Source organism: Cellulosilyticum ruminicola JCM 14822, assembly GCF_001311925.1.
In the GTDB taxonomy this organism is placed as follows: Bacteria; Bacillota; Clostridia; order Lachnospirales; family Cellulosilyticaceae; genus Cellulosilyticum; species Cellulosilyticum ruminicola.
Genome location: NZ_BBCG01000053.1, coordinates 1 through 24,863, shown reverse-complemented (window position 1 = coordinate 24,863; position 24,863 = coordinate 1). Strand labels below are relative to the sequence as shown.

24 protein-coding genes, 1 tRNA gene and 1 pseudogene are annotated in these 24,863 nt (G+C 31.4%); 19 read left to right on the top strand and 7 right to left on the bottom strand.

All coding sequences use genetic code 11. The features are described from left to right. Positions 1 to 5: 5 nt before the first annotated feature. From JCM14822_RS14500 to rsmI, 10 genes are all read left to right on the top strand, one after another. A tRNA-Lys gene (locus tag JCM14822_RS14500) sits at positions 6 to 78 on the top strand. A 121-nt stretch (positions 79 to 199) separates the two neighbouring features. After that, positions 200 to 667 (top strand): transcription elongation factor GreA, encoded by a 468-nt coding sequence (greA, locus tag JCM14822_RS14495; RefSeq protein WP_054743074.1) that lies wholly within the window; start codon positions 200 to 202, stop codon positions 665 to 667. A 75-nt stretch (positions 668 to 742) separates the two neighbouring features. Then, a complete protein-coding gene (locus JCM14822_RS14490) occupies positions 743 to 1,060 on the top strand; it encodes a hypothetical protein (RefSeq protein WP_054743073.1) in 318 nt (105 codons plus the stop codon). Positions 1,061 to 1,690: 630 nt separating this feature from the next. Continuing rightward, complete coding sequence (locus JCM14822_RS14485) at positions 1,691 to 3,088, top strand: aminotransferase class I/II-fold pyridoxal phosphate-dependent enzyme (RefSeq protein WP_054743072.1); 1,398 nt, start codon at positions 1,691 to 1,693, stop codon at positions 3,086 to 3,088. A gap of 29 nt (positions 3,089 to 3,117) precedes the next feature. Next, on the top strand, positions 3,118 to 3,705 hold the full coding sequence (locus JCM14822_RS14480; RefSeq protein ID WP_054743071.1) for a nucleoside/nucleotide kinase family protein: 588 nt from the start codon (positions 3,118 to 3,120) through the stop codon (positions 3,703 to 3,705). 168 nt (positions 3,706 to 3,873) lie between these two features. Continuing rightward, the gene (locus JCM14822_RS14475; RefSeq protein WP_054743070.1) at positions 3,874 to 4,320 is read left to right on the top strand and encodes a YaaR family protein; all 447 of its coding nucleotides are present in this window, start codon (positions 3,874 to 3,876) and stop codon (positions 4,318 to 4,320) included. 76 nt (positions 4,321 to 4,396) lie between these two features. Continuing rightward, positions 4,397 to 5,386, top strand: a complete 990-nt coding sequence (gene holB / locus JCM14822_RS14470; protein WP_054743069.1) for a DNA polymerase III subunit delta' — start codon at positions 4,397 to 4,399, stop codon at positions 5,384 to 5,386. Then, positions 5,383 to 6,288: a PSP1 domain-containing protein gene (locus tag JCM14822_RS14465; protein WP_054743068.1), complete on the top strand. Its 906-nt coding sequence runs from the start codon at positions 5,383 to 5,385 to the stop codon at positions 6,286 to 6,288. The genes holB and JCM14822_RS14465 overlap by 4 nt, the downstream gene beginning before the upstream one ends. After that, the gene (locus JCM14822_RS14460) at positions 6,257 to 7,027 is read left to right on the top strand and encodes a tRNA1(Val) (adenine(37)-N6)-methyltransferase (protein ID WP_054743067.1); all 771 of its coding nucleotides are present in this window, start codon (positions 6,257 to 6,259) and stop codon (positions 7,025 to 7,027) included. Before JCM14822_RS14465 ends, JCM14822_RS14460 begins: the two co-directional genes overlap by 32 nt. A gap of 42 nt (positions 7,028 to 7,069) precedes the next feature. After that, positions 7,070 to 7,912 (top strand): 16S rRNA (cytidine(1402)-2'-O)-methyltransferase, encoded by an 843-nt coding sequence (rsmI, locus tag JCM14822_RS14455; protein ID WP_054743066.1) that lies wholly within the window; start codon positions 7,070 to 7,072, stop codon positions 7,910 to 7,912. A gap of 211 nt (positions 7,913 to 8,123) precedes the next feature. On the opposite strand, the pseudogene JCM14822_RS25145 reads toward rsmI, so the two are convergent. The 7 genes and pseudogenes from JCM14822_RS25145 to JCM14822_RS14425 all read right to left on the bottom strand — a co-directional run bounded on the left by JCM14822_RS25145 (position 8,124) and on the right by JCM14822_RS14425 (position 12,236). Next, positions 8,124 to 8,373 (bottom strand): annotated as a pseudogene (locus JCM14822_RS25145) (ATP-binding protein). Next, positions 8,337 to 9,305: a sensor histidine kinase gene (locus JCM14822_RS14450; protein ID WP_054743065.1), complete on the bottom strand. Its 969-nt coding sequence runs from the start codon at positions 9,303 to 9,305 to the stop codon at positions 8,337 to 8,339. Before JCM14822_RS14450 ends, JCM14822_RS25145 begins: the two are co-directional and overlap by 37 nt. Further along, positions 9,289 to 9,984, bottom strand: coding sequence for a response regulator transcription factor (locus JCM14822_RS14445; RefSeq protein ID WP_054743064.1), 696 nt, complete (start codon positions 9,982 to 9,984; stop codon positions 9,289 to 9,291). Before JCM14822_RS14445 ends, JCM14822_RS14450 begins: the two co-directional genes overlap by 17 nt. A 336-nt stretch (positions 9,985 to 10,320) precedes the next feature. Beyond that, positions 10,321 to 10,740 (bottom strand): DUF4342 domain-containing protein, encoded by a 420-nt coding sequence (locus JCM14822_RS14440; RefSeq protein WP_054743063.1) that lies wholly within the window; start codon positions 10,738 to 10,740, stop codon positions 10,321 to 10,323. Positions 10,741 to 10,841: 101 nt separating this feature from the next. Then, positions 10,842 to 11,252: a UBA domain-containing protein gene (locus JCM14822_RS14435; RefSeq protein WP_054743062.1), complete on the bottom strand. Its 411-nt coding sequence runs from the start codon at positions 11,250 to 11,252 to the stop codon at positions 10,842 to 10,844. A 182-nt stretch (positions 11,253 to 11,434) separates the two neighbouring features. After that, a complete protein-coding gene (locus JCM14822_RS14430) occupies positions 11,435 to 11,863 on the bottom strand; it encodes a hypothetical protein (RefSeq protein WP_054743061.1) in 429 nt (142 codons plus the stop codon). Between the two features lie 82 nt (positions 11,864 to 11,945). Then, positions 11,946 to 12,236: a hypothetical protein gene (locus JCM14822_RS14425; protein WP_054743060.1), complete on the bottom strand. Its 291-nt coding sequence runs from the start codon at positions 12,234 to 12,236 to the stop codon at positions 11,946 to 11,948. Positions 12,237 to 12,506: 270 nt separating this feature from the next. Here JCM14822_RS14425 and JCM14822_RS14420 point away from each other — a divergent pair, with 270 nt between their 5' ends. The 9 genes from JCM14822_RS14420 (at position 12,507) to JCM14822_RS14390 (ending at position 24,446) form a co-directional block, all read left to right on the top strand. Beyond that, a complete protein-coding gene (locus JCM14822_RS14420; RefSeq protein ID WP_054743059.1) occupies positions 12,507 to 13,322 on the top strand; it encodes an endonuclease/exonuclease/phosphatase family protein in 816 nt (271 codons plus the stop codon). Positions 13,323 to 13,410: 88 nt separating this feature from the next. Continuing rightward, on the top strand, positions 13,411 to 13,569 hold the full coding sequence (locus JCM14822_RS25140) for a pentapeptide repeat-containing protein (RefSeq protein WP_083461480.1): 159 nt from the start codon (positions 13,411 to 13,413) through the stop codon (positions 13,567 to 13,569). A 407-nt stretch (positions 13,570 to 13,976) separates the two neighbouring features. Then, positions 13,977 to 17,744 carry a cellulase family glycosylhydrolase gene (locus JCM14822_RS14415; RefSeq protein WP_054743058.1) on the top strand — a complete coding sequence of 1,256 codons (3,768 nt, stop codon included), beginning with the start codon at positions 13,977 to 13,979 and terminating at the stop codon, positions 17,742 to 17,744. Positions 17,745 to 17,946: 202 nt separating this feature from the next. Further along, positions 17,947 to 18,786: a hypothetical protein gene (locus JCM14822_RS14410; protein WP_054743057.1), complete on the top strand. Its 840-nt coding sequence runs from the start codon at positions 17,947 to 17,949 to the stop codon at positions 18,784 to 18,786. Then, positions 18,787 to 20,064 (top strand): hypothetical protein, encoded by a 1,278-nt coding sequence (locus tag JCM14822_RS14405; protein WP_054743056.1) that lies wholly within the window; start codon positions 18,787 to 18,789, stop codon positions 20,062 to 20,064. Between the two features lie 42 nt (positions 20,065 to 20,106). Beyond that, positions 20,107 to 21,903 carry a HAMP domain-containing sensor histidine kinase gene (locus tag JCM14822_RS14400; protein ID WP_054743055.1) on the top strand — a complete coding sequence of 599 codons (1,797 nt, stop codon included), beginning with the start codon at positions 20,107 to 20,109 and terminating at the stop codon, positions 21,901 to 21,903. Positions 21,904 to 21,933: 30 nt separating this feature from the next. Continuing rightward, positions 21,934 to 22,629 carry a response regulator transcription factor gene (locus tag JCM14822_RS14395; RefSeq protein WP_054743054.1) on the top strand — a complete coding sequence of 232 codons (696 nt, stop codon included), beginning with the start codon at positions 21,934 to 21,936 and terminating at the stop codon, positions 22,627 to 22,629. Positions 22,630 to 22,799: 170 nt separating this feature from the next. Further along, positions 22,800 to 22,961: a hypothetical protein gene (locus JCM14822_RS20490; protein ID WP_157047794.1), complete on the top strand. Its 162-nt coding sequence runs from the start codon at positions 22,800 to 22,802 to the stop codon at positions 22,959 to 22,961. A gap of 117 nt (positions 22,962 to 23,078) precedes the next feature. Next, positions 23,079 to 24,446 carry an MATE family efflux transporter gene (locus tag JCM14822_RS14390; RefSeq protein WP_054743053.1) on the top strand — a complete coding sequence of 456 codons (1,368 nt, stop codon included), beginning with the start codon at positions 23,079 to 23,081 and terminating at the stop codon, positions 24,444 to 24,446. Positions 24,447 to 24,863: the final 417 nt, after the last annotated feature.

Genomic DNA, 24,863 nt, shown 5'->3' with positions numbered 1-24,863 from the left:
AGCATGGGTCACTAGCTCAGTCGGTAGAGCACTTGACTTTTAATCAAGTTGTCCGGGGTTCGATTCCCCGGTGGCTCATAATTTATCAAGAAGCCTTACATTAAATAATGTAAGGCTTCTTTTTTGTTTTTAATTTAGTTATAATAGGTAATAGATAGAATTACGCGTAAAACTTAAAGGAAGATAGAGGTATATTGGAATGAATAATTATCTTACAGAGCAAGATATCGAAAAGATGAAGAAAGAAATAGAATATAGAAAAGTGGTCGTTCGTAAGAAGAGAAATGAAGAAGTAAAAGAAGCACGTGCGCATGGAGATTTGAGTGAAAACTTTGAGTATAAGGCAGCTAAGAGAGAACGTGGACGAAATGAAGGACGTATTAAGTATTTAGAAAAAATGATTAAGACATGTACAGTTATTGAAGATAAAACTGCTAGTGATGAAGTGGGATTAGGTAAAATTGTAACTGTTAATTTTATTGAAGATGAATTTAGTGTAGATTATACAATTGTAACAACTATGGAAATGGATGTTATAAATAATAAAATTAGTATTGAGTCTCCGCTAGGAAAAGAGATTTATGGTAAAAGAGTTGGTCAAGAAGTAGAAATTGATTCTCCTGATGGAAAGTATATGGTTCGTATTGAAGCAATAAAAAATATATAAATTCTAAGGAAACTTGTAATAAAAAGCGACAAGCTTGAATATACATTAGTAACATAATAGGGGGGATGTTACAAGATGAATACAAGTCAACTAGGATTTAATATTTTAAGAAGGGCACAAGATAATGCCAGAGAGATTGATAAGATGTCAGCTTTTTTTACGGAACGAGGTGTAGAACTTAAAGAAGTAAAACTTAATCCAGAACGATATCTGGAGATGATTAGACAATATAGTAGAGCATGTATTAATGAGGGGTTATTTGAAGAAAGTAGAGATCGATTACAACTTGAATTTAATAAGTTGTGTGAATATCATCAAAGAAATGAAGAAGAATTGACTAAGGAATTTATGGGGATTGCTAAAGAGATTATTTTAGAGATACCTGAAGATTAAATTTAAGGGGTAGTATCATAACTTTATGATACTACCTCTTTTTATAGTGTGCCCAGTATGGGCGCAATCTAACAGGTGAAAGTCCTGAGATAATAAGAAGACTAAGAGCATGCATATGGAAACAGTGGAAGAAAGTACGAACAAGGTATAAAAACCTAAAATGTCTAGGAGTATCTAAGTACAAAGCATGAGAATATGCGAATATAAGAAAAGGCTACTGGAGAATATCCAACAACCTAATTGTTATAACAACTCTTGGAAATAAGTATCTAGAAGATTTAGGATACAAAAGTATAACCAAGAGATATCAATTAATACATTAATTCTTTAATGAACCGCCGTATATCGAACGGTATGTACGGTGGTGTGAGAGGTCGGATAATCAATTAATGATTATCCTTCTACTCGATTAGGATTATAGTAAATAAGAGTAGATTATTGGCATGAACCATTAATTGTTATATACTTATACGAGTGGAATTAAGAATTAAGAATTAAAATAGTAGAAATACAGATTTTAATTAAAGTAAATTGCTTGTAGAGATTTAATATAAAATTCAAGGTATAAATTAAAATATAAAAAGTTGCTTTTAATATCGGTAACTAAATTATAAAGAAAAGAGTGATTAAGTGAATGCACCTTTATATAATGAACTAATTGCGTATAGCAATTCTAAATTGGCATTTCATATGCCTGGGCATAAGTTTGGTAGTATAGCGGATTTAAATAAATTAAATTTATCATCTTTAGATAATACTGAGGCAATGGGATTAGATAACTTATATGAAGCTGAAGGAATTATTAAAGAGGCTATGTTATTAATGGCAGACTTTTATGGTGCTATGGATAGTGTATTTTTAACTAATGGTTCCACAGCTGGTGTTATTACGAGTATATTAGCAACTTGTAATGAAGGTGATGAATTAATCGTAGCCAGAAATTCACATCATAGTGTATGGAGTGCTTTAGTATTAGGTGGAATTAGACCTATTTATATAAGTCCAGAGTATGTAGCAAAGGATGATATTTTAGGCGAGATTACACCAGAAACAGTTAGAAGAGCATTTAAAGCATATCCAAGAGCTAAGGGGATTATTATTGTGAGTCCTACTTACGAAGGGATTGTTTCAGATATTAAAGCGATTGCTGAAGTGGTACATGAATATGATAAAGTGCTTATTGTAGATGAAGCTCATGGGGCACATTTTGTATTAGGTAACTGTTTCCCTATTAGTAGTACAAGACTTGGTGCGGATTTAGTTATTAATAGTATGCATAAGACTTTACCAGCACTCACACAAAGTGCGCTTATTCATATATGTTCTCACAGAATATCTTATGAAAAGATTATAGAGACATTACGTATGGTACAAACAAGTAGTCCTTCATATATGATGATGGGATTAATGGATTATATTCGTTGTTATATTTTAGAACATCATGTGCTAATAAAAAAACAATATGTAGATGAATTAGTACATATGCGTGAAAGATTAAAAGAGTTACGTATGCTTAGGTTAGTTGATAGAGCACTTCAAGCTTATGATATTAGTAAGGTTGTGATCTCAACTGCAAATGCTAATATTAGTGGATATCAATTGGCAACAATACTTAATAAAGAATATAGTATAGTTGTAGAGGCTGCACTTGAAACATATGTTATTTTAATGACTACTATGGCAGATACAAGGGAAACTTTACATAGGTTAGAACAAGCTTTAAAATATATTGATTCATGTTTACAATATACTCCTGTATATGAGAGTATTAATAGTTTCTTAAATAATGAAGTTGTTGTAGGTGAAAGTACTAGAAGTATTCATTATAGTGAAAAGAAATGGGAAGTATTAGATAAGTGTGATGGTAAGAAGTCTGCAAAAAATATTATGCTTTATCCACCTGGTATACCAATTGTATGTATAGGTGAAGTAATACAGGCAAAACATATTTATATGATTCGTAGATTTAAGAATAAATTACAAGGAATAAAAGTAGTAGATAATGAAATATTACTACATATCGTATAGTTAATAGTGTAGTAAGGTCGGAGGAATAAATGGGTAAGATATTTTGCTTAATGGGAAAAAGTAGTTCAGGGAAAGATACTATTTTTAAAAGATTAAGAGCGAATAAAGCATTAGGATTAGCACCAGTTGCAACTTATACAACAAGACCAATGCGTCAAAATGAAACAGATGGTGTAGAGTATTTCTTTATCAATGAAGATCGCTTAAAGGAATATGAAGCAGAAGATAAGGTGATTGAGCAAAGAGTATATCATACTGTATTTGGTGATTGGTATTATAGCACAATTGATGATGGGCAGATTAAATTAGATGAAGCGAATTATTTATTAATCGTAACATTAGAAGCTTATAATAATTTAAAAAGATATTTTGGCAGTGAAAATGTTGTGCCACTTTATATAGCGGTTGAAGATGGCATACGATTAGAACGTGCTATTGAACGTGAGAAGAGAGAAGTTACACCTAACTTTAACGAGGTATGTAGAAGGTTTTTAGCAGATAATGCAGACTTTAGTGATGAAAAATTAAAAGATAGTGGTGTAGAGAAATATTACTTTAATGTTGAACTAGAAGAGTGTGTAGAAGAAATTACACAAGAGATTTTAGAGTTAAAATAAATTGGGCTTTAACCGAAATAATAAGTAAGAAAGTGTTTAAATTTATATTACTTGGATATGATTAAAATAAGAGAGTATAAATTTGAAATGAGAGATAGGGTAGGTTATTATAGAAGTATAGTAACTGAGTTTAGTAAGTGAAATCTAAAAATGTAAATGGGGGATACTATGGCTAATATACAGATTAGTCAAATCCAAATGCCAAAGCTGAGGGATTTGCCAAATGTTACAGAAAATAAGGTTGATAAGGGCTTCCGATTTACGCTGCTTAGTAAATTGGATGACTCAGAATTAAATGAGAAGCTTAAGGCAATGATTGAGGATATTACTGCACAAGGAAAGAAAATTGCAGAGCATATGGATATTCGTGATATGAAGGCGTATCGTAGTATGATTTCAAATTTCTTTGGTGAAGTTGTAGCAAATTCTCATAAGTTTTCAAGAGAGAACTTCTTAGATAAAAGAGGGCGTCATAGAGTTTATGGCGTTGTTAGATTAGTTAATGATAAATTAGATGAATTAGCAAAAGAATTAATTAGTTGTGAGAAGAACCAAATGGACATTCTAGATCGTGTTGGGGAAATCGAAGGACTAGTTTTAGATATTGTGACTTAAATTAAATGTTCGTGGATTATACACGAACATTTTTTATAGAATAGGAAATAAAGTGAAATATAAAAGAGGATAGGTTATGGAAGCATTTCAAAATATTATAGGTAATCAAGGTGCTAAAGAGTATTTTAATAGAGCGATTAGTAAAAATCAGTTGTCTCATAGTTATATTTTTGAAGGACCATATGGCGTAGGTAAAAATACTTTTGCAATAGAGCTTGCAAAAATTATTATGTGTGAGAGTGAACATGGTGATAAGCCTTGTAATGAATGTAGTTCTTGTCATATGATTAATGCTGGAACTCATCCGGATTTAATCGTGATTGATAAGGATACAAATGTTACTAAGGTTGATAATATTAGAGATAATTTAATTCGTGAGATGGAAATTAAGCCTTATCGTGCAGAACATAAAGTTGTTATTGTAAAAGCAGCAGATACAGTAAATGTGCAAGGTCAAAATGCGATGCTTAAGACGATTGAAGAGCCACCTAGTTATGGGATTATTATTTTAGTCTGTGAGAACATGGGAAGCTTATTACCTACTATTAAATCAAGATGTATTACTGTTAGATTTAATCCTTTAAATAAGGAGGAAACAGATCAGTATTTAATGAGTAGGGGAGTAACTGGTACACGTAAGGATGTTGTGAGTAAATTATCTGATGGTAGTATAGGTGTCATTAATGATGTTTTAGATGATGAGCATTATATGGAGGTTAGAAGGCAGACTGTAGGATTCATTGAGAGACTGGGAAGAGCTAACTTAATGGAGATTTATGATATGGTGAAGGAAATGACGGACTTAAAGGAAGATTTAGAGCAAATCTTGAAGTTTTGGCTCCTTTGGTATAGGGATGTAGCAGTGTATAAAACGTCTAAAAGTAGGGAGTTATACTATGTTGATTACCAGAAACAGTTGTTGGACATGTCTAGTAAATTAACGTATAATAAGGTTAGTCAAAATATAGAGCATATAAAAAAGGCGATTTTAGATATAAAACAGAATATATATAGTACATTTGTAATAGAGAATTTATTACTACAACTGAAGGAGAGAAAAAAATGATAACCGTTATTGGAATAAGGTTTAGACGTGCGGGGAAAATTTACTACTTTGAACCGGATGACGTGATGTATGAACAAGGACAGCATGCAATTGTGGAGACTGCACGTGGGATAGAATATGGCGAAGTTGTTATTGCAAATAAGGAAATAGATGAATCAGAAGTTGTACAACCATTAAAGAAAGTTATTCGTTTAGCAACACCTGAAGATGATGAAAAGTATCAACAAAATAAGGCTAAAGAAAAAGAAGCTTTCGCTATATGTAAAGAAAAAATCATTAAACATAAATTAGATATGAAACTCATTGATGTTGAGTATACATTTGATAATAATAAAGTTTTATTCTACTTCACATCTTATGAAAGAGTAGACTTTAGGGAACTTGTAAAAGAACTTGCTTCAATCTTTAAAACACGTATTGAGCTTAGACAAATTGGGGTTAGAGATGAAACTAAAATGTGCGGAGGCATTGGTATCTGCGGACGTTCATTATGTTGTAATACATTTTTAGGTGATTTCCAACCGGTATCAATTAAAATGGCTAAAGAACAAAGTTTATCATTAAACCCTATCAAGATTTCAGGAATTTGTGGTAGACTTATGTGTTGCTTAAAGTATGAGCAAGATTGTTATATAGAAATTAGAGATCGTTTACCTGTTGTAGGTGATATCGTTATCACTCCAGATGGTAAAGGTGAAGTTCTTTCAGTTAATGTGTTACGTGAACAAGTTAAAGTAGCTGTTAAGAAGAAAGATAAGGATGAAAAAGAAGCTATCATGTATACTGCTAAGGATTTAAAAATTATTAGCAAGAAGAAAAAATGTGGTGGTGGCTGCTGTGGAAATAATAGAGGAGATATCGACAAAGAGTATGAAGGATTTGACTTTAGTACGCTCGAATGAGAGAGTAGATGACTTAGAGAGAAACGGATATAGACTCATACAGAATCCCGAAGTGTTTTGCTTCGGGATTGATGCTATTTTATTAGCACACTTTGCAAATGTAAGGAGTCAAAAGCAAAAAGTTTTAGATATTGGAACAGGGACTGGAATTATTCCAATTGTAATGCATGCGATTTATGGTAAAGGGAACTTTACAGGAATTGATATTCAAGAAGAAATGATTGAAATGGCATCTCGTTCAGTGAAGCTTAATGAAATTGAAGATGATGTGACAATGAAGGTTATGGATATCAAAGATTATAAAAATCACTTTGCAAGTGGGACTTTTGATATTATTACTTGTAATCCACCTTATATGAAGGGACATGCAGGACTTAAGAATGAACATCCTTCTAAAACTATTGCAAGACATGAAGTTGCATGTACATTAGATGATATTATACAGGCAGCAGGATATATGCTGAAGTATGGCGGAAAGATGTGTATGATTCATAGACCACACCGTCTCGTAGATATTTTCTGTGCTATGAGAAAGTATAATATTGAACCTAAAGTTATGCGTATGATTTATCCTAAACAAGGCAAAGAACCAACAATGGTCCTTGTAGAAGGTGTAAAAAACGGAAAACCTGAGCTTCGTGTACAAAAGCCACTTATTGTATATAATGATGATAATACTTATACTGATGAAATCTTAGAGATTTACGGTAAAAAAGGTCGTCAGGAAGCAATGAAATAGGCTTTGTGGTTAATAATAGTAGTAAAAGAGAGGATTTAAAGTATGGAGTACGGAACACTTACTTTATGTGCAACACCAATTGGAAATTTAGAAGATATCACATATAGAGCAGTACGTTTAATGGAGGAAGCTGATTTTATCGCAGCAGAGGACACAAGACATACTAAAAAATTATTAAACCATTTCAACATTCACACAAGACTTATTAGCTATCATGAGCATAATAAAATTGAAAAAGGGCCTGAATTAGTTCGTTTATTAAAAGAAGGTAAAAACATTGTGCTTGTAACGGATGCTGGAACACCAGGGATTTCTGATCCGGGTGAAGATATGGTAAAATTAGCTTTAGAAGAAGGAATCAATGTAACTTCAGCACCAGGTGCTGTAGCGGGTGTAACTGCTTTGATTATTTCTGGACAAGTAACTAGAAGATTTATTTTCGAAGGTTTCTTACCATCTCAGAAAAAAGAAAAAGCACAAGTTTTAGAGAGATTAAAAAATGAAACAAGAACTGTGATTTTTTATGAAGCACCACATAGATTAATTAAAACTTTAGAAGAACTTCGTGATGCAGTCGGCAATAGAGGTATTACTGTAACAAAGGAGCTTACTAAAAAACATGAAACTGTTTTTAAAACAACTCTTGATGAAGCGATTGCTTGCTACAATGAAGAAGAACCTAGGGGAGAATATGTTTTAATCTTAGCTGGTAAAGATGAGCAAGAACTTAAAGAGGAAATTCAACAAGAATGGACTAGCATGAGTATTGAAGATCATATGCAATTTTATACTGATAAAGGCATGGATGAAAAATCAGCGATGAAACAAGTTGCGAAAGATCGTGGTGTAAGTAAGAGAGATATCTATGCTTACCTTCATGCGTAAATGTTATAGATATAAATCAAGAGTATTTAATGAGCTTTATGCCAAAAATGATGGTATTAATTAAGCCTGAGTTTATGGATGAAGTGAAAAATATAATGATGAACTATAAGAAGTAGTAAACACTGATATATTAAAGAAAAAGTGTGCCTAAAAGGAAAGAGACTAAAAAAGAGGTCTTCACCTTTCTAGGCACACTTTTTAATTATATTTTTTATGACTTAGAGAAGAATACAATAAATTCTGTCCCTTTATTTACAGTGCTGTTTACAAAAATTTTAGCTTGATGTGTAGTACAGATTTGGTTGGCAATAGCTAGACCTAGACCAGTACCACCAGTAGTTTTAGTACGAGCTTCATCTACGCAGTAAAAAACGTTCAAATAAGTGTGAAATATGTTCTTTAGGAATACCAATACCAGTATCTTTTACAGAAAGAACGATATTTTTTTTGTCATAGCGCAACCTAAGGTTACAGAGCCGCCTTCTGGTGTATATTTAAGTGCATTATCTATTAATATACGGATAAGTTCTTTGATTAATTCTGGATCACCGGTTAAAGTGACGTTATCTTCTATTTTTGAAAGTAAATCATGTTCATCGTCTATGAAGCTAGTTTCTTTTAACACATCTTTGCAGATTTGAGATAAATCCGTGTTTTGCATATTTACCTTTAATGTATTTTTATCACTACGTGATAAGAAGAGTAACTTTTCTAAGAGATTTTTCATATTGGTAGTTTCTTGAGTGATGGATTGGATACTTTCTTCTAGAATTTTAGGATCATCCTTGCCCCAGCGATTGAGCATATCGGTATAACCTTGAATAATCGCAACTGGGGTACGAAGTTCATGAGATGCATCTGAAGCAAATTGTTTTTGACGTTCAACAAAGACTTCAATACGATCCATCATTTCATTAAAGGTAATGGCTAAATCTTTAAGTTCATCTTTAGCAACTCCTGTATCTAAGCGTGCTTTTAATTCATTTCCTTTGATTTGTTTAACTGTTGTAGTCATGTCCTTAAGTGGTTTTAACATTTTATCAACGATATGCTTACCAATGAAAAGGAAGAAAGCTAAAGAGATAAGGAGCATTATACTAAGTAAAATTGAAAAACGTGTAATGAGTACTTCTACAGATAAATTTTTGGAGGCAACTTGCTCTAAGAAGAGACTTATCGCAATAAAATAGGTGGCAACAAATAGAAGTAAGTAGAGACCACTATAAAGTAAGTTAATCTTAAAGGCAATGGAGAACCTAAACTTATTAAAGAAGAACCCGATGCCTTTGAATAATATTAGAAAGATCCCATTTATAAGTGCTAAAATAACTTTAATCGTAAAGGTGATAAAAGAAAAAATAGAGGAAAAGAATTTTTTAATTGTTTGTAGCATCTTTTATTTGATACCCCATTCCTCGGATTGTATAAATTAATTTATCTTGGAATTTTTGATCAATCTTATTTCTAAGATATCTAATATAAACATCTACAACATTTGTATCACCAAGATAATCATATCCCCAAACCTTTTCTAAAATACTTTCTCTTGTTACGACTAAGTTTTTGTTACGCATAAGATATTCGAGAAGCTCAAACTCCTTTTTAGTTAATGCAATAGGTGTATTATCATAACTTACTTCATATTTTTCAGGACAAAGTGAAAGTTTGCTACAAGTAAGTGTTTCTTGTATTTGAGAAGGGGCAATAGCAGGAACTTTTAATTTAAAGAGTACACGGATACGTGCTAAAAGCTCTTCAATAGCAAATGGTTTTGTAATGTAATCTTGTGCACCTAAATCTAATCCCATAACTTTATCCATGACATCATCTTTTGCAGTAAGCATGATAACTGGTAAATCAGAAGTTTGACGAATACGGCGGAGCACTTCCATACCATTTAAAGACGGTAACATGACATCTAATATAACTAGATCAAAGTTGCCCTCTAATGCTTTGTTAAGTCCTTCTCTACCATTATGAGATAAATCTACACTATATCCTTCATGTTCTAATTCTAATTGCAGAAAACGTGCAATCTTAACCTCATCTTCTATAATTAATAATTGTTTCATAAGAGAATCACCTACCTTTAGAATGTATACTGAAGATTCTAGATTAAAAGTCTATCTTGTTAAAAAAGTATGTATAAACCTAGGAGTAGATAGATATTATATAAGTTAAGTATACTAGAGTTTAATTGTTAAAAAAATATATTTTAATCTATTTATCAATCAGGATAAGTTTAAATAGTTTTTATATTATATATTTTTTTAATATAAATATGGGCAGAAATATAGTATTGTAATCATTTGCAAAGTTAAAGAGTTATAGTATGAGATTTAAGGTGATGTAGCATAGCATTTTTAAGAAGCTACTAACACTTAAGTGGTTAGTAGCTTCTTAAAAAACTATCGCTTAAACTCATCAAAAGTTGAATTAATTTTACTTGCTAAATCGTTATCGCCTTGAATATGGATACGTACGCCAAGTACGAGAGAAACGATGATTGCTACGATAGAAATATGGAAGCTAAGAATTAAGAAAATAAGCGCGAAAGAAAGTGGGACATCTACATAAGTATGCTCTTTTTTCTTCATAATAAAATTAGTTGCATTAAGTTTATTGATAAAGTTTTTGATTTTATCGCTGTTTGTAGAACAAGAATTTTGTGTTGTAGTATAGTTTGATTTGATTTTTTCACCTTGTTCGAGAAGAAGTAAGGCTTCTAAAATATCTCCATTAGCTTGCTCAAGAGCTGCTTTAGCCTCAGCATAAGAAACATTAGCACGTTGCATGATTAAATCTATTTGTTCAAGAGTGATTTCCATAATATATTGCTCCTTTTTATATAAATTTTATTTAAATGACTTTATTTATGAAACTAGTATATAAGATAAATCTGAGAAGACATTGAGTGAAACATTAAAATTTAATTAGAAAATGTGGAATTAATTTTTTCAGAAATATCTTCTTGGCCTTCAATATTCATTTTAATACCTAAAGCTAAACTAAGAATAAGTGCAATGAATGAGAATGGTAAGCTAAAAAAGAATATAGTAATTGCAAAAGCTAGTGGTATGTTGATATAAGTATGTGTACCTTTTTGAAGTGTGAAAGAAGATTTATTAAGGTCTTTAATGAAAGTATTAAAGCGTTTACTATAGCTTTTCTTTTCTTTAACTGGGTCTACAATAGGTTTAATCTTTTTGTATTCTTCAAGTTTAAGAAGTGTTGCAATGATGTCACCATTTGTTTGTTCTAAAGCAGCCTTAGCTTCTGAATAAGAAATGTTAGCACGGTCCATAATTGTATCAATTTGTTCTAAAGTAATATTTGTCATATTAACAGCTCCTTTAAAAGATTTATTTGTTTTCCTTGATGATGTTATTATATGTATCAATAATTAGAAGAAAATAAATAAATTATTAGAAAATGATGAGAAAAAAATAATAAAAAAATGAGAGGTAAAAAGGATAAATAAAAAAGATGTACCAGTGTATGCTACATCTTCTAAAGTACATTTTATATAGTTTTAAATGAATCAAAGAGTGAAGAAGCAAAGATGTCTGAGTCTTCATCTGCTTCGATTACACATTCATCTTCATCTCCAATATAGAAGAGAACTTTGGCACCTTCAATAAGTCCGAGGTTAAGGTGTAAGTTTGTTTTCATATCAAGAAGGAGTGTTTTTATTTCATCAGTAAGCGAAGCGATAATCATAGAAAATCCTTCTTTTTCTTCTAAAGTTTCTTCAAGTGATCCGAGTTCTTCTGCATTTTCAATGATGTGAGTTGCAGCTAAAAAGCTGTTTTTAAAAGTATTTATTTCTGATGCTTCCTTAGTAGCGTTTGGAAAATAAATATTTACTTTATCACATCTATCGAAAAAGAATTTTAGAATGTCAGTAAGTAAATTTGAATCTATAGTAGATAGTTTTGAATAGCGTCGCATAAATAGTAAGCTCCTTATCTTTTGTGCATATGAATTTTATATTTTTATTATACCCAAATCATATGACTGTATCAATGATAAGCTACGAAGAGAGAAGCCATTCATAGGAAAAATTCTTTTTAAAATTATCTGTAACAGATTTATAGAAATGAAAACCTTCATCTATTAAGCGATTACACAAAATAAGTTCATTTTCCTTATTAAAAAGACTGGTCCAAACAAAATACAAAATACCTTTAGCAGAAAAATCTTGTAGCATTTCACGCATAGATAAAAAGTCATCCTTTAATTGTGAGGATGCATAGGGTGCGGAAATGATAGGGTCAAAAATATTTTCGTTTAAAAAGTTTAGCAACTGCTGTTCTTTACTCATGACGGTATACAACCTCCTTTTTTCATATGAGATAGATGTAGGGGAAAGCCCCCTTATATCAATATGTGAGTATTGATATGTATATGACTAGTAGATGAATGAAAACTAGAATAAACACATGTTATCTAAGGTGAACAAAATGTAGTATATGTATTATAGATATAAAATATACTTATGAAAATATATTTTGATTAAGAGGTAGTAATTAATAATAGAAAAGTATTATGATATAATAAAATTAAAAATAAATAAGTGAGGTAGGCAAGTGTAATGAAGATAATGACCTTTAATATACGTGCAGACAATATATTTGATATTAATAATAGATGGCAGAAGCGTGCTGGGTTAGTTTATGAAATCATGAGAAAATATAATTGTGAGATTATAGGCTTACAAGAAGTAACTCAGAAAATGCATAAGGATATCTGTAATAATATGACGGAATATCATATTGTAGGTTTAGGTAGAACAAAAAGGCTTTTCTCAGAAAAAAACAGCTTACTTATTAAAAAAAATCTTAAGATTCTAGAACATCAAACTTTTTGGCTCTCTAAGACACCGGAAAAAGAGGGGAGTACATTATTCTTTTCATTATTCCCCAGAATTTGTACCACAGTACTATGTGAATCAAAATCAGGAGAAAAGTTAAGAATTTATAATACGCATTTAGATTGTTTATTTTCTAGCGCCCGAGAATTCGGCTTAAGAAAAATTGCGGAGATTATGGAATCGAACTATGAGAAGGAAAATGTACCATGTATATTAATGGGGGACTTTAATGCCACTCCAGATAGTAAGGTAATGAAAAAATTTAAATCAGGAAAATACACAAGTAAAAGACTTTTTGCAGTACAGGATATTAATGAGGCGTTATATGATAAAACAACTATGAGTATGTTCAAAGGAAAAGAACAAGGGGCACACATAGATTATATCTTTGTATCAGAGGAATTTGAGATATTAGATGCAGAGGTTGTGAAGTATAATAAAGGGGGAAAATACCCATCAGACCACTATCCAGTAGTTGCGACGGTCAAAGTGTGGGAAGAGGAGCAAAATGCATATTCAAGACGAAAATTAGTTTGAAGATATCACGATTAATGATTGTGATTTAATGGAGATTAATGCAAGGTATGTAGTTTTTCGTAATGTAGTATTTTAAAACGTAAAGTTTATGGACGTGAATTTAGAACATATAGATTTTATTCATACGACATTTATTAATTGCGATTTATCTAATATCAATTTAGAAGAATCTATACTTCATTATTGTGAATTTAAAAACTGTAAACTTATTGGAATACATATGGGGGAGCTTCTACTAGAGAAGTAGAATTTGAAGGATGTCACTGTGATTATTTAATTCTTTGTATTTCATTTATAATGTTACCCTTTGCTGATATAATATCAGTCTATCAAAACATAAAAACATAGGAAATAGCTCAACAAAAAATGGCATTCAAAAATACCACTTTTTTGTCAAGCCATCTTTAAAATACCCAAAGTTGAGTAAGAACCCAAAAGGCATACAACTCCTTTTATTTTTAGGATGGTTAAAATAGTAAAAATAGATATATAAATGTTATAAAAACATGTAGTGTCAGCAATAAGTACAAGATGTAATAAGAGGGAACTCAACATGAAGTGTGACAATATTTACAATTTTCATTACAAAAGCGTATAATTTTATTGACGGTGAGTAGAGAATCAAAATAACTCACGGAGAGAGGGGAGCTTTAAATGAATAAGAGATGGAGACAACGTATTTTTTCATTATGCACAACAGCAGCAATGGTTTCTTCTTTAATGCCAATGGTACAAGCTACAGAAGCGAGCAGTACATATAAAATAGGAGATAGTTCACCAATCTTCTGCCAATTTTATGCACAAAATCAAAGTGGAAATTGGGATTGGATGTCAGCTGGTGGACAAAACTTAACAGTAGGAGAAACAACAACACTCGAATTTAGTGCACTTGATGATGACAACAACAGTAAATTCGCCGTAGCAACAGATGATGCAGCATTCGGTTTCCAATTTGGCGATAGCAAAATCATTGCTGGAGACAAAAGTAGCGTAGATTTAACAATTGATGAAATTGTTATTAAAGCAGATGGTTACGAAGACTTAGTAATCGATCCAAAACAAAAAGATTATAAAGTTGACTATTTAGCAGAAGAAGTATCTTGGGGAATTCAAGGAAATACAACAAGTGTAGATTTAAAATCTTACTTAGGTGATGATTTCTTACCATACTTAAAAGCTATTACAGGATTTGAAGCAAAAGTAACTTTAAACGGTTATACATATAAAGGACAAGCACCTAAAGAAGAAGAAAAAGTAGAAGGCGAAGCTATTTATAAAAAAGGTGATGTAAGTCAATTATTCACTCAATTCTACGCACAAGAAAATGGTGGTAACTGGAGTTGGTATTCACCAGGATCTGAAAATATTGTATATGGAGAATCAAATACATTTAAATTCAATACTTTAGATGAAGATGGCAATAGTATTTTTGCTAATGTAGGAGCAGATGATGCATTTGGTATCCAAATTGGAGATAGTAAATTACAAGATGGCGATAGAGGCATATTTAAATCTAATATTAAACAAATCGTTATGAAAGCAGAAGGCTATGATGATGTTGTAATTGATCTTGATGAAACATATGATCTCGATTTCATTGCACAGGAAGTTGCTTGGGGAATCGATGGAAATGCTAAGATGATTTCTTTAAAGAAATATGTACCTGGTGCTTTTACAGAGTATGTAAAAGCAATTACTTCACTTGAAGTAACAATGAGCTGTGATGACTATCAATTTATTGCTAAACCAGCAGAAGAACCAGAATTCCCAGAGGACTATCAACATCCAACTGAAATGCGTGGTTTAACAGCAAAAGAACTTGTAAAAGATATGAAAGTTGGTTGGAATTTAGGTAATACATTAGATTCAACAGGTGGAGAAACAGCTTGGGGAAATCCTAAGACAACAAGAAAAATGATTGATGCTATTAAAGCAGCAGGATTTAATACAGTCAGAGTACCTGTAACATGGGATACAGGTACAGACGAAGATGTGAATATTAGTCAAGAATATATGGATAGAGTTGAAACAGTTGTAAACTATGCACTTGCTAATGATATGTACGTTATCCTTAATGTACACCACGCTCCAAAAGGATGGTTCTATACAACTCCAGAATTAGAAGATTCAGCTGCAGCTCACTACGCAAAACTTTGGGAACAAATTGGTGCACGTTTCAGCGATTATGGCGATAAATTAATATTTGAAACAATGAATGAGCCACGTAGCAATGAACAAGATTGGACAGGAGATAAAACAGCTTATGATATCGTAAATCATTATAATCGTGTTGCATTATCTGCTATCAGAGAGAGTGGCGGGAATAATGCAGATAGATTAGTAATGATTCCTCCATATGCTGCATCTTCAAACTATTCTGGTGCAACAGCATTAGAAATTCCAGATGATGATATGATTGCTGTATCAATCCATGCATATTCACCATATTCATTTGCAATGGATACAAAATCAGATAAAGTAACATGGGGATCAGATGAAGATAAGAGAGAACTTCAAAATCTATTTAAATCATTAGATGAAATGTTCTTAAGCAAAGATATTCCAGTAGTTATTGGTGAATTTGCATCAACAAATAAAAATAATGATGAAGCACGTGCAACTCATGCTAAATACTATGCACAATTATGTAAATCATATGACATACCATGTGTATGGTGGGATAATGGTGCAATCACAGAAAATACAACAGATGCAATGGGAATCTTCGATAGAAAGAGACTTACATGGTTCAAACCAGGTATTGTTAAAGCTTTAATTGAAGGCTATAATGGAGAGACAATTGACATTTCAGAATCTGCATTAATTTTTGATGGAACAGCTACATCAACAGAATGGGGGCAAGCAGTATCATTAACACCAAATAAAGATATTATGCTTAAAAATCTTACAGAAGGTATGAATATTGCAGTTAAATACGAAAGCGAATCAAAACCAGAACTTGTTTTACAAAGCTGGTCAGGCGGACCAAGTTGGGTTAAAGTAGCACCAGCAAGAGTAGAAAATGGAGTAGCATACTTCAGATATGAAGATATGGTAGAAGCTTATGCTAAAGAATTAGAAGAACCATCAGAAGAAACATTCCCAAGTTTAGATCAAATCCATATTGGAGATACAGGCTCAGACCTTACAGTTACAAAAGTTTATCTTTCAGAAACAGAAGACCCAACATTAATTTATAAAGGTGAATGTACATGTACAGCATGGGGGCAAGCATTAACATTCATTCCAGGGACAGATATCATGATGAACAAACTTGGTAAAAATGTTAAAATTGCAGTTAAATACGAAAGTGAAGAAGTACCAGAAATTATTTTACAAAGCTGGTCAGGTGGTGCAAGCTGGGCAAAAGCACAACCATCAGAAGTGAAAAATGGCGTAGCATACTTCAGATACGAAGACATGGTAAAAGCATATGCTGAAGGTACAGAAAACTATGAAAGCTATGGTGAAGTATTCCCATGCTTAAATAAAGTTTACATTGGAGCTCAAAATACAGACCTTAAAGTAACTAAAGTTAACTATGTATTCCCAGTTAGAGTAGAAGACGCTAGCTTCAATACATTACCAACACTTTATCAAGGAGATACAGTAGACTTAAATGACTACTTAATAATCACACCAGATAATGCAACAGATAAAGAAGTAAGCAAATGGTCAAGTAGCAACGAAAAAGTAGCTACAGTAGATGAAAACGGTAATTTAGTTGTATTAAAACCAGGTTACACAACAATTACAGCTAAATTAGATGATAACGATATGGAAGTTACATATGATTTAGAAGTAGCTATTAAATTTGATGCTGATTGTAAACTTGGTAGCGATTGGGGAACAGGTGTAAATGGTGAATTAGTATTTACAAATACTCAAACAACACCAATTAATGATTGGACAGTTGAATTTGATTACGATGGAGAAATTTTAAGTATTTGGTATGGCAAAATCGTATCACATGAAGGTTCACACTATGTAGTTAAAAACTTAGGATGGAATAAAGAAATTCCAGCTGGTGGTACAATAACAGTTGGTTTCATAGCTAACTACGAAGGGGATGTACCAGCACCAACTAATTACAAGTTCTTAAATCCAGAGAAAAAGGATGTAGAACCAACTTATGATGTAGCACTTGATGTGAAGAGTGCATGGAATGGCAATTTCTCAGGTGAAATTAAAATCACAAATACATCAGAAGAAACTATCTCAAACTGGTCATTAGATGCAGAAATCACAGGTGAGATTGCACAAATTTGGGGTGGCGCAGTTGCATCACAAGAAGATAGCAAATATACATTTATAAATGCAGATTACAACAAAGAAATTGCACCAGGTGAAACAGTAACTATCGGTATATCAGGTACAGCAAATGGTGATGTTGAACTTGTAAGCTATGCATTAAACTTTTAATTTAAGAATGAAATAAGTCAGTAAGAACCAAGCTCTAATACTATATAAAAGCTCATAGGCTAATGAGAAAATTAGCTTATGAGCTTTTTTCGTTTTATATACTAATTCTTAAGAAATCTTAATTTTTAAGGTTAAGCATATTAAGAAGTATATTTTAAGATAGATTTATATTAGAAATGTATGTAAAGAAAGGAAGAGGTCAATGGAAAATAAAAAGTATGAAGACTATCAGGTACTAGATGGTACTGAAGAAGAAATTATAGATATAGAAATCATAGAAGATACAGCTCAAGAGTATATCACAGAAAATGTACAGGAAGGTCAATTAGAAGAGACTATATCTGAAGAAAATATATTAGAAACAAATATATCAGAAGAAGCTCTGCAAGAAGATGGCCAAAGACATGCAGTCATCAGTTTAAATAAACCAGTACAAGAAGTTGAAACTGAGCAAATAGAATTAAGCGTAGTAGCAAGTCAGAAATCAAGAAGATATAAATCAGTACTTATGGAAGATGCAGAAGAAGAAAATATAAAATCAGATGAACAAAGCTTTGAAAATAATTATTCGGGAGCAAATTATGCATCAACAGAGAATTATAAAACAGAAAACGAATATAGTTCACCAATTCAAGAGGAAGAAGTTCATAAGGATACTTCATTTTCAAGTTATATAGAAACAGAAAAGAAGAAAGAACGTAGCTTCTTAGCAAAATGGACAATAAGACTTGTTAAACTTATTTTATTTATTATGTTATTACCAGTCATAGGAATCGTAGGCGGAGGAATGTTAGGGGTTCTAGGAGGCGTTAGCTTAGGTATAGTAGCTTGTATAGGTGGGGGATTATTTATTATAGCTATGATATGTTTCCTTGCTACACAGATTAATGCAACGATGATTGCATTAGGTATCTCTGTAGGAATAGCAGCTATGTCTTTCGGAGGAATTGTCTTAATCATATTTATGATGATGATTAAGGGAATTATTGGTTTAGTACGTAGAATTAGATTAAATAGAAGAAATAAAAAAGAGGTGAGATAAATGAGAAAGTGGCTTATTGCTTTAACAATTATATTTGGGGCAAGCTTCATAGCAAGTGCAAGTTTAGCAGGGAAGGTTTATTACCAAGGAGGAATGGAGTATACAGACCATGATAACAAGTCATTAGATTTGGCAAGCATTAAGAATATATATATTAAGTCAGACATTCCTGTAACAATTAAGCCAACAACAGGAGAAGCCTATACAGAATTTAATCAAAGCTGTGAAACTTTCTTTGGAGATAATGAAAAGTATAAATTAAGTACCGCTAGTAAAGATGAAGTATGTCATATTGATTTGACTCAAATAAAAGCATCGACATTTAATCTTGGCAAAAGAAATGATACAAAAGTACTAACAGTATATTTACCAGTTAAAGCATTAGATACATTAGAAATCGATTATACAGGTTATAGAGATGTATACCGTACAGAAGAAATCGATTTAACTGGATTTGATATTAAAAATCTTAGAATTGAACAATACTGGACTAACGTTAACTTAGACGGTAACTATGAAAGCATTAATTTGATAACTGGTGGAGCAAGTACAATCAATATTAATTCTAAAAAGCAAGCTAATGTAGAACTTAATGGTTCAGCAAACTATGAGTTAAAAGGAATATTTAAAACATTAGAAATAACTAATAGTGATGAAACGAAAGTAACTGAAATGAATCAGTGTAAAGTAGAAAAGATGAGTATTGATGGAAATGTAAGAAGGCTTACAATGAATGAGTGTAAAATAGAAAAACTAATAGCTGAAATATCTGAGAGTGATATTAAATTTACAGGTGAATGTAAGAAAGTAAATATCACAGGCTATAACAACGCAATTAATCTACAAACAAGTACTTTATGTGATGTAACAATTCAAGATAATGATGGTAATGTAACATTAGATGGACCATTTAATGATATAAATATTGATGCAGAATCAGCAGTTGTAGATATCAAAACAATCAAGCCACAATCAATTAAAATTAAAGGTGAAGATAATCAAACAACATTAAATTTACCAACCAATATTCCAGGCTTTAAATTAATGTGCATGTCAGAAGAACTTAATGATGGAGAAAGTATAGATCAATATACAACTTATGATGTAAACGAAGGAGAACGTGACGAATTCAAAGAGGCTAGCACTAAGATTCTTAGTGAATTTAAACTTACAGAAAAAGAAAAAAATATTTATTCTTATGGAGATGGTTCTTCAAGAATTATGATTCGTGTTGGTAAAAGTCTCAATATATTAGAAAGCGGTCAAATAGCTAAATAAATATTAGAGAATGAATAGATATAGGGAGAAAGGAGTAAATCGATGTGGCATAAAAATAAAAGAGAAGAGGATGTCAATCCACAACAGAAAAAAGAAAAGAGAAAAAGAATTATAGAGAAGGATTCATATATAAAAATTAAACATAAAGTAATAGATACCTATAACATTGGCGTAGAAAAAACGAAAAAAAGTATCCGCTTAGAAATCTTATGTATGGTTGGAATTAGTTTTGTAGTAAGCAGTATAACCTTTACATGTGTTTCTACATTAGGGGATATGACTATTGGAAGATATAGTTATACAACCAATGAAAATAATAGAGAAAGTGTAGAGGAACTTGTTTTAAATGGGGTTAACAAGTTGAATAGTTTACAGGCAAATACAGATGAGTATATCAATGTTTCAAATGTTTATGACATGATTACACAAGATGAAAAAACAGCTGTACAAAGTTTAAAAAGATACTTAGAAGATATAACAAATCAGTATATAGAAATAAAACAAGAACAATCAATTACACCATTATATAATGAGCTCAATGAGCTTCAGAAATCTGGTGATTGGAGTGATGAAGAAGCTATTGAGATAATTGTTCAATTTATGAAAGACAATAATATGGACTTGAATCGCATTTTTATGCGTACTGTAAAAGAAAAAATAAGGGAGCTAAAAAGTGACATAAATAATTACTGTAGTTTATCAGAAGTGTATTTCACAGATAGTACAGGAAAACTCGTTTATTTTGATAACAATGTTGTACAAGTAGACTTGGCAAAATGTATTCAATCTGTTAATCAAAATTACAATGACAGTGCGTATAAAGCTATTTACCCAGTTGTTTTAGATGATACAATTTATTATTTATATATAGGCGCAACTTTAGAAGAGGAAACATATTATGGATGTAATGAAGACTTTGGCAATATAATAGGTTTCATGGCAGCAGTGGCAGTATTTATTTTATTAGTTACTAGACTTACTAAAGACAAAATTGCATATATCGAATATCTCTCAAGTTGTTTAGGAGAAATTTCTAAAGGAGATTTATCCTATAACATAGAAGTAGTAGGAGAAGATGAATTAGCAAGAGTAGCGCAAAATATCACCATTATGGAACAAGAAATTAACTCACAAATAGATGCACAGATAAAAGCAGAAAAAGCTAAAAATGAATTAGTTACAAATGTGGCACATGACCTTAGAACACCATTAACTTCTATTATAGGTTATATGGGACTTGTAAAAGAGGGCGCTTATCAAACACAAGAAGAGTATGATAAATACTTAAATATTGCCTATGAAAAATCACAAAAGCTAAAAGTAATCATTGAAGATTTATTTGAACTCACAAAACTTCATCAAGATAGTGTAAAATTAAATAAAGAAATGATATCTATCAGTAATCTACTCAATCAACTCATTGAAGAGCTCATGCCACTTGCAAACGAAAAGAACATAGAAATTCAAACCTATATTGACCCAACCACAGCAGAAGTAAATGTAGATGTAGCTAAGATTACAAGAGTATTTGAAAACCTCATTGAAAATGCTATTAAATACAGTGAAGAAGGTAATGCTGTATATGTAGAACTTAAAGAGTTTTCTAAAAGTGTGTATGTGGCAGTAAGTAATTACTGCGATAATATCCCGCAAGAAGAAGTAGATAAATTCTTTGAACGTTTTTATAGAGCAGATCAATCACGTAATAGTCAAGCCGGTGGCAGCGGACTAGGACTTGCCATTGCTAAAAACATTGTAGAACTCCATGGTGGGAAAATTAATGCAAAGGTAAATGGTGATTTAATTAGTTTTAAAGTAGGATTACCTAAGGTGAAGTAGGAAAAATAAATAACAAGGGAATGTTTAAAAATGTCACAGGAAAAAATTCTTATAGTGGATGATGAGAAGGAAATCAGAGATTTAATAGAAATCTATTTAAAGAATGAAGGATATATTACATTAACAGCTAAAACGGGACTAGAAGCAATGCAAATGGTAGAAGAACATGATATTCAGCTCATTATATTAGATGTAATGATGCCAGTTGTAAATGGGATTGATGCCTGCATTAAAATTCGTGAACAGCACAACTTACCGATTATTATGCTTTCGGCAAAAGTAGAAGACATTGATAAGATATTAGGATTATCAGTAGGGGCAGATGATTATCTCACAAAACCATTTAATCCATTAGAGCTCATAGCTAGAGTTAAAGCCCAACTTCGTCGATTTACTAAACTTAATGTTTCAGCACAAACAAGTGTAAATCAATTAGAAGAGGGTGAATTAAAATTTGATTTGGAAACAGGTCAGGTTTTTAAATCAGGTATAGAAATAAGCCTTACACCAACTGAGCTTAGTATTTTAAAATTACTATGGAAAAATAAAGGTATCGTATTTAAAATATCAACTATTTACGAACGTGTATGGAACCAAGAGTATATAGAAAATAATAATACTGTTATGGTACATATACGAAAATTACGTGAAAAAATAGAAGAAAATCCAAGAACACCAGAGTATATTTTTACAGTGTGGGGCGTAGGATATAAATTTGGAGAATAAGCTAAGGAAAAAATAACCAAAAGTACTTGTGGATTAAAGCTATAAATGGAAAAATCTATGGGTGCTTTTTTGTAATTTAATACATGAAAAACTATAAATAGTGCCTATCCTTAAAGTAACATAATTATGATAGAATGGAATTTAAATATAGATATAATGGGGGAATGATTATGAAAAATATAGTAGGGCAAGTAATAGGATATATTGTAACAACTTTAGTTATGGCAAGTCTTGTGTGGTTTATGATGTATCAATACAATGAGAAAATAGAAATGCAGCAAGAAGGGCATAATGTAGTAAGTATTATGCATGAGAGTAAAGTAAATAGTTAAGTATACATAGAACCTTTGTTGAAATATATTTCTTGGGATGATAACGTATATAAGATACTTTAAATACTTAAAGTAATACTTAAAGTTAAAGTAACCTTAAAAGAAATGGGAGACAGAATGGAAAGGCATATAGATTTAACAACAGGTTCTATAGTAGATAAATTGGTTAAGTTAGCTATACCAATTATGGGTGTTTCATTTATACAAACAGCCTATAATCTAATCGACATGATGTGGATTGGAAGGCTGGGAAGTAATGCGGTAGCAGCAGTAGGAACGGCAGGATTCTTTACATGGTTAGCTGAAGCTTTCATTATGAGTGCTAAATTAGGTGTAACTATCAAAGTATCTCAAAGTATTGGCCAAAAAGATTATGATAAAACAAAATCTTATATCATCAGTGGATTACAAATAAATTTTGTACTAGCAGCATTATATGGCATAACATTATTAGCATTTCATAATCCATTGGTAAATTTCTTTAATCTAGGGAATACAGAAGTTATACAAATGGCTAAGACATATCTTATAACAGTAGCATTAGGAATGATTTTCTTCTTTTCAGGTCCAGTATTTAGTGGAATATTTAATGGAATGGGAGATAGTAAGACACCATTTATCATTAATACTATTGGCTTAGTATTTAATATGATATTTGATCCAGTATTAATATTTGGATTAGGTGGATTTCCGAAGTTAGGCGTACTAGGTGCAGCATTAGCTACAGTAATGGCACAAATTATAGTAACAGTATGCTTTATTATTGCCATTATAATGAAGAAAGTTTCATTTTTAACATTAAATATCTTTAAGAAGCCTAAATGGGACCTTATCAAAGAAGTTGCTTATATTGGGTTACCAGGAGCATTACAAAGTGGATTATTTACTACATTTTCTATGATTATAGGTAGATTAGTTGCTTATTGGGGGCCAACGCCAATCGCAGCACAAAAAATAGGCTCACAAATAGAAGCATTATCTTGGCTAACGGCAGGTGGATTCTCTACAGCTATAGCTACTTATGTAGGACAAAATTATGGTGCTGGCAAAAATGAACGTATCCATAAAGGTGTTAGAATTACAATGGGGTTATCAGCAATTATTGGAGCCATGACGACTTTACTTTTAATTTTTGCAAGAGAACCACTAATGAAGATATTCGTTACAGAACCAGAAACAATAGAAGTAGGAAAACAGTATCTTCTCATATTAGGATATTCACAATTATTCATGTGTGCGGAAATCACAATTACAGGAGCGTTTAATGGAATAGGAAGAACATACTTACCGAATATAATAAGTATTATATTAACAGGATCAAGAATTCCATTATGTTTAATCTTAATAAAGTACTTAGACTTAGACGGTATCTGGTGGAGCATAAGTATTACTAGTATTTTAAAAGGAATAATACTTGTATCTATTTATTGTTATTTAAGTAAACAGAATAAACTAATTCCTAGTACATTAGAAGTTTCTATATAGTATAGAAACTTCTATATATAGAAGATAGAGTATAAAGTAAATAAAATGATATAAAGAGTGAGAACGTTAAAGTTCTTATAACAATTAAAGGGTATGAGACCTATTACAGGCTTCATACCCTTTAATTATAGCTTCCCAAAGATAGAAACAAGTAAAAAGTCGGAGATTAGCAAAGCCTTAAATAAGGCCAAACCCCAAATAAACAAAGAAAAAATAAAAAACATGAATAAAAAGTAGAAATTTAACACATTATATGAAGGTAATAGACAATAAATCATCTAAGAAAGCTTGTAAAATCAAGACTTGCAGAGAAGTTGACATAAAAAATGAAAAAAGTTATAAAAAAGTGTTGACTTATGATGATAGATGCTGTATTATTATACAAGTCAACGGCGGACAGCACTGACAAAGAAAAAC

Excerpts from the sequence above, each read along its gene's own strand:
- greA (WP_054743074.1), top strand. The coding sequence starts at position 200 with ATGAATAATTATCTTACAGAGCAAGATATCGAAAAGATGAAGAAAGAA.
- JCM14822_RS14490 (WP_054743073.1), top strand. The coding sequence starts at position 743 with ATGAATACAAGTCAACTAGGATTTAATATTTTAAGAAGGGCACAAGAT.
- JCM14822_RS14480 (WP_054743071.1), top strand. The coding sequence starts at position 3,118 with ATGGGTAAGATATTTTGCTTAATGGGAAAAAGTAGTTCAGGGAAAGAT.
- JCM14822_RS14475 (WP_054743070.1), top strand. The coding sequence starts at position 3,874 with ATGGCTAATATACAGATTAGTCAAATCCAAATGCCAAAGCTGAGGGAT.
- holB (WP_054743069.1), top strand. The coding sequence starts at position 4,397 with ATGGAAGCATTTCAAAATATTATAGGTAATCAAGGTGCTAAAGAGTAT.
- JCM14822_RS14465 (WP_054743068.1), top strand. The coding sequence starts at position 5,383 with ATGATAACCGTTATTGGAATAAGGTTTAGACGTGCGGGGAAAATTTAC.
- JCM14822_RS14460 (WP_054743067.1), top strand. The coding sequence starts at position 6,257 with ATGAAGGATTTGACTTTAGTACGCTCGAATGAGAGAGTAGATGACTTA.
- rsmI (WP_054743066.1), top strand. The coding sequence starts at position 7,070 with ATGGAGTACGGAACACTTACTTTATGTGCAACACCAATTGGAAATTTA.
- JCM14822_RS14450 (WP_054743065.1), bottom strand. The coding sequence starts at position 9,305 with ATGCTACAAACAATTAAAAAATTCTTTTCCTCTATTTTTTCTTTTATC.
- JCM14822_RS14445 (WP_054743064.1), bottom strand. The coding sequence starts at position 9,984 with ATGAAACAATTATTAATTATAGAAGATGAGGTTAAGATTGCACGTTTT.
- JCM14822_RS14440 (WP_054743063.1), bottom strand. The coding sequence starts at position 10,740 with ATGGAAATCACTCTTGAACAAATAGATTTAATCATGCAACGTGCTAAT.
- JCM14822_RS14435 (WP_054743062.1), bottom strand. The coding sequence starts at position 11,252 with ATGACAAATATTACTTTAGAACAAATTGATACAATTATGGACCGTGCT.
- JCM14822_RS14430 (WP_054743061.1), bottom strand. The coding sequence starts at position 11,863 with ATGCGACGCTATTCAAAACTATCTACTATAGATTCAAATTTACTTACT.
- JCM14822_RS14425 (WP_054743060.1), bottom strand. The coding sequence starts at position 12,236 with ATGAGTAAAGAACAGCAGTTGCTAAACTTTTTAAACGAAAATATTTTT.
- JCM14822_RS14420 (WP_054743059.1), top strand. The coding sequence starts at position 12,507 with ATGAAGATAATGACCTTTAATATACGTGCAGACAATATATTTGATATT.
- JCM14822_RS25140 (WP_083461480.1), top strand. The coding sequence starts at position 13,411 with ATGGACGTGAATTTAGAACATATAGATTTTATTCATACGACATTTATT.
- JCM14822_RS14415 (WP_054743058.1), top strand. The coding sequence starts at position 13,977 with ATGAATAAGAGATGGAGACAACGTATTTTTTCATTATGCACAACAGCA.
- JCM14822_RS14410 (WP_054743057.1), top strand. The coding sequence starts at position 17,947 with ATGGAAAATAAAAAGTATGAAGACTATCAGGTACTAGATGGTACTGAA.
- JCM14822_RS14405 (WP_054743056.1), top strand. The coding sequence starts at position 18,787 with ATGAGAAAGTGGCTTATTGCTTTAACAATTATATTTGGGGCAAGCTTC.
- JCM14822_RS14400 (WP_054743055.1), top strand. The coding sequence starts at position 20,107 with ATGTGGCATAAAAATAAAAGAGAAGAGGATGTCAATCCACAACAGAAA.
- JCM14822_RS14395 (WP_054743054.1), top strand. The coding sequence starts at position 21,934 with ATGTCACAGGAAAAAATTCTTATAGTGGATGATGAGAAGGAAATCAGA.
- JCM14822_RS20490 (WP_157047794.1), top strand. The coding sequence starts at position 22,800 with ATGAAAAATATAGTAGGGCAAGTAATAGGATATATTGTAACAACTTTA.
- JCM14822_RS14390 (WP_054743053.1), top strand. The coding sequence starts at position 23,079 with ATGGAAAGGCATATAGATTTAACAACAGGTTCTATAGTAGATAAATTG.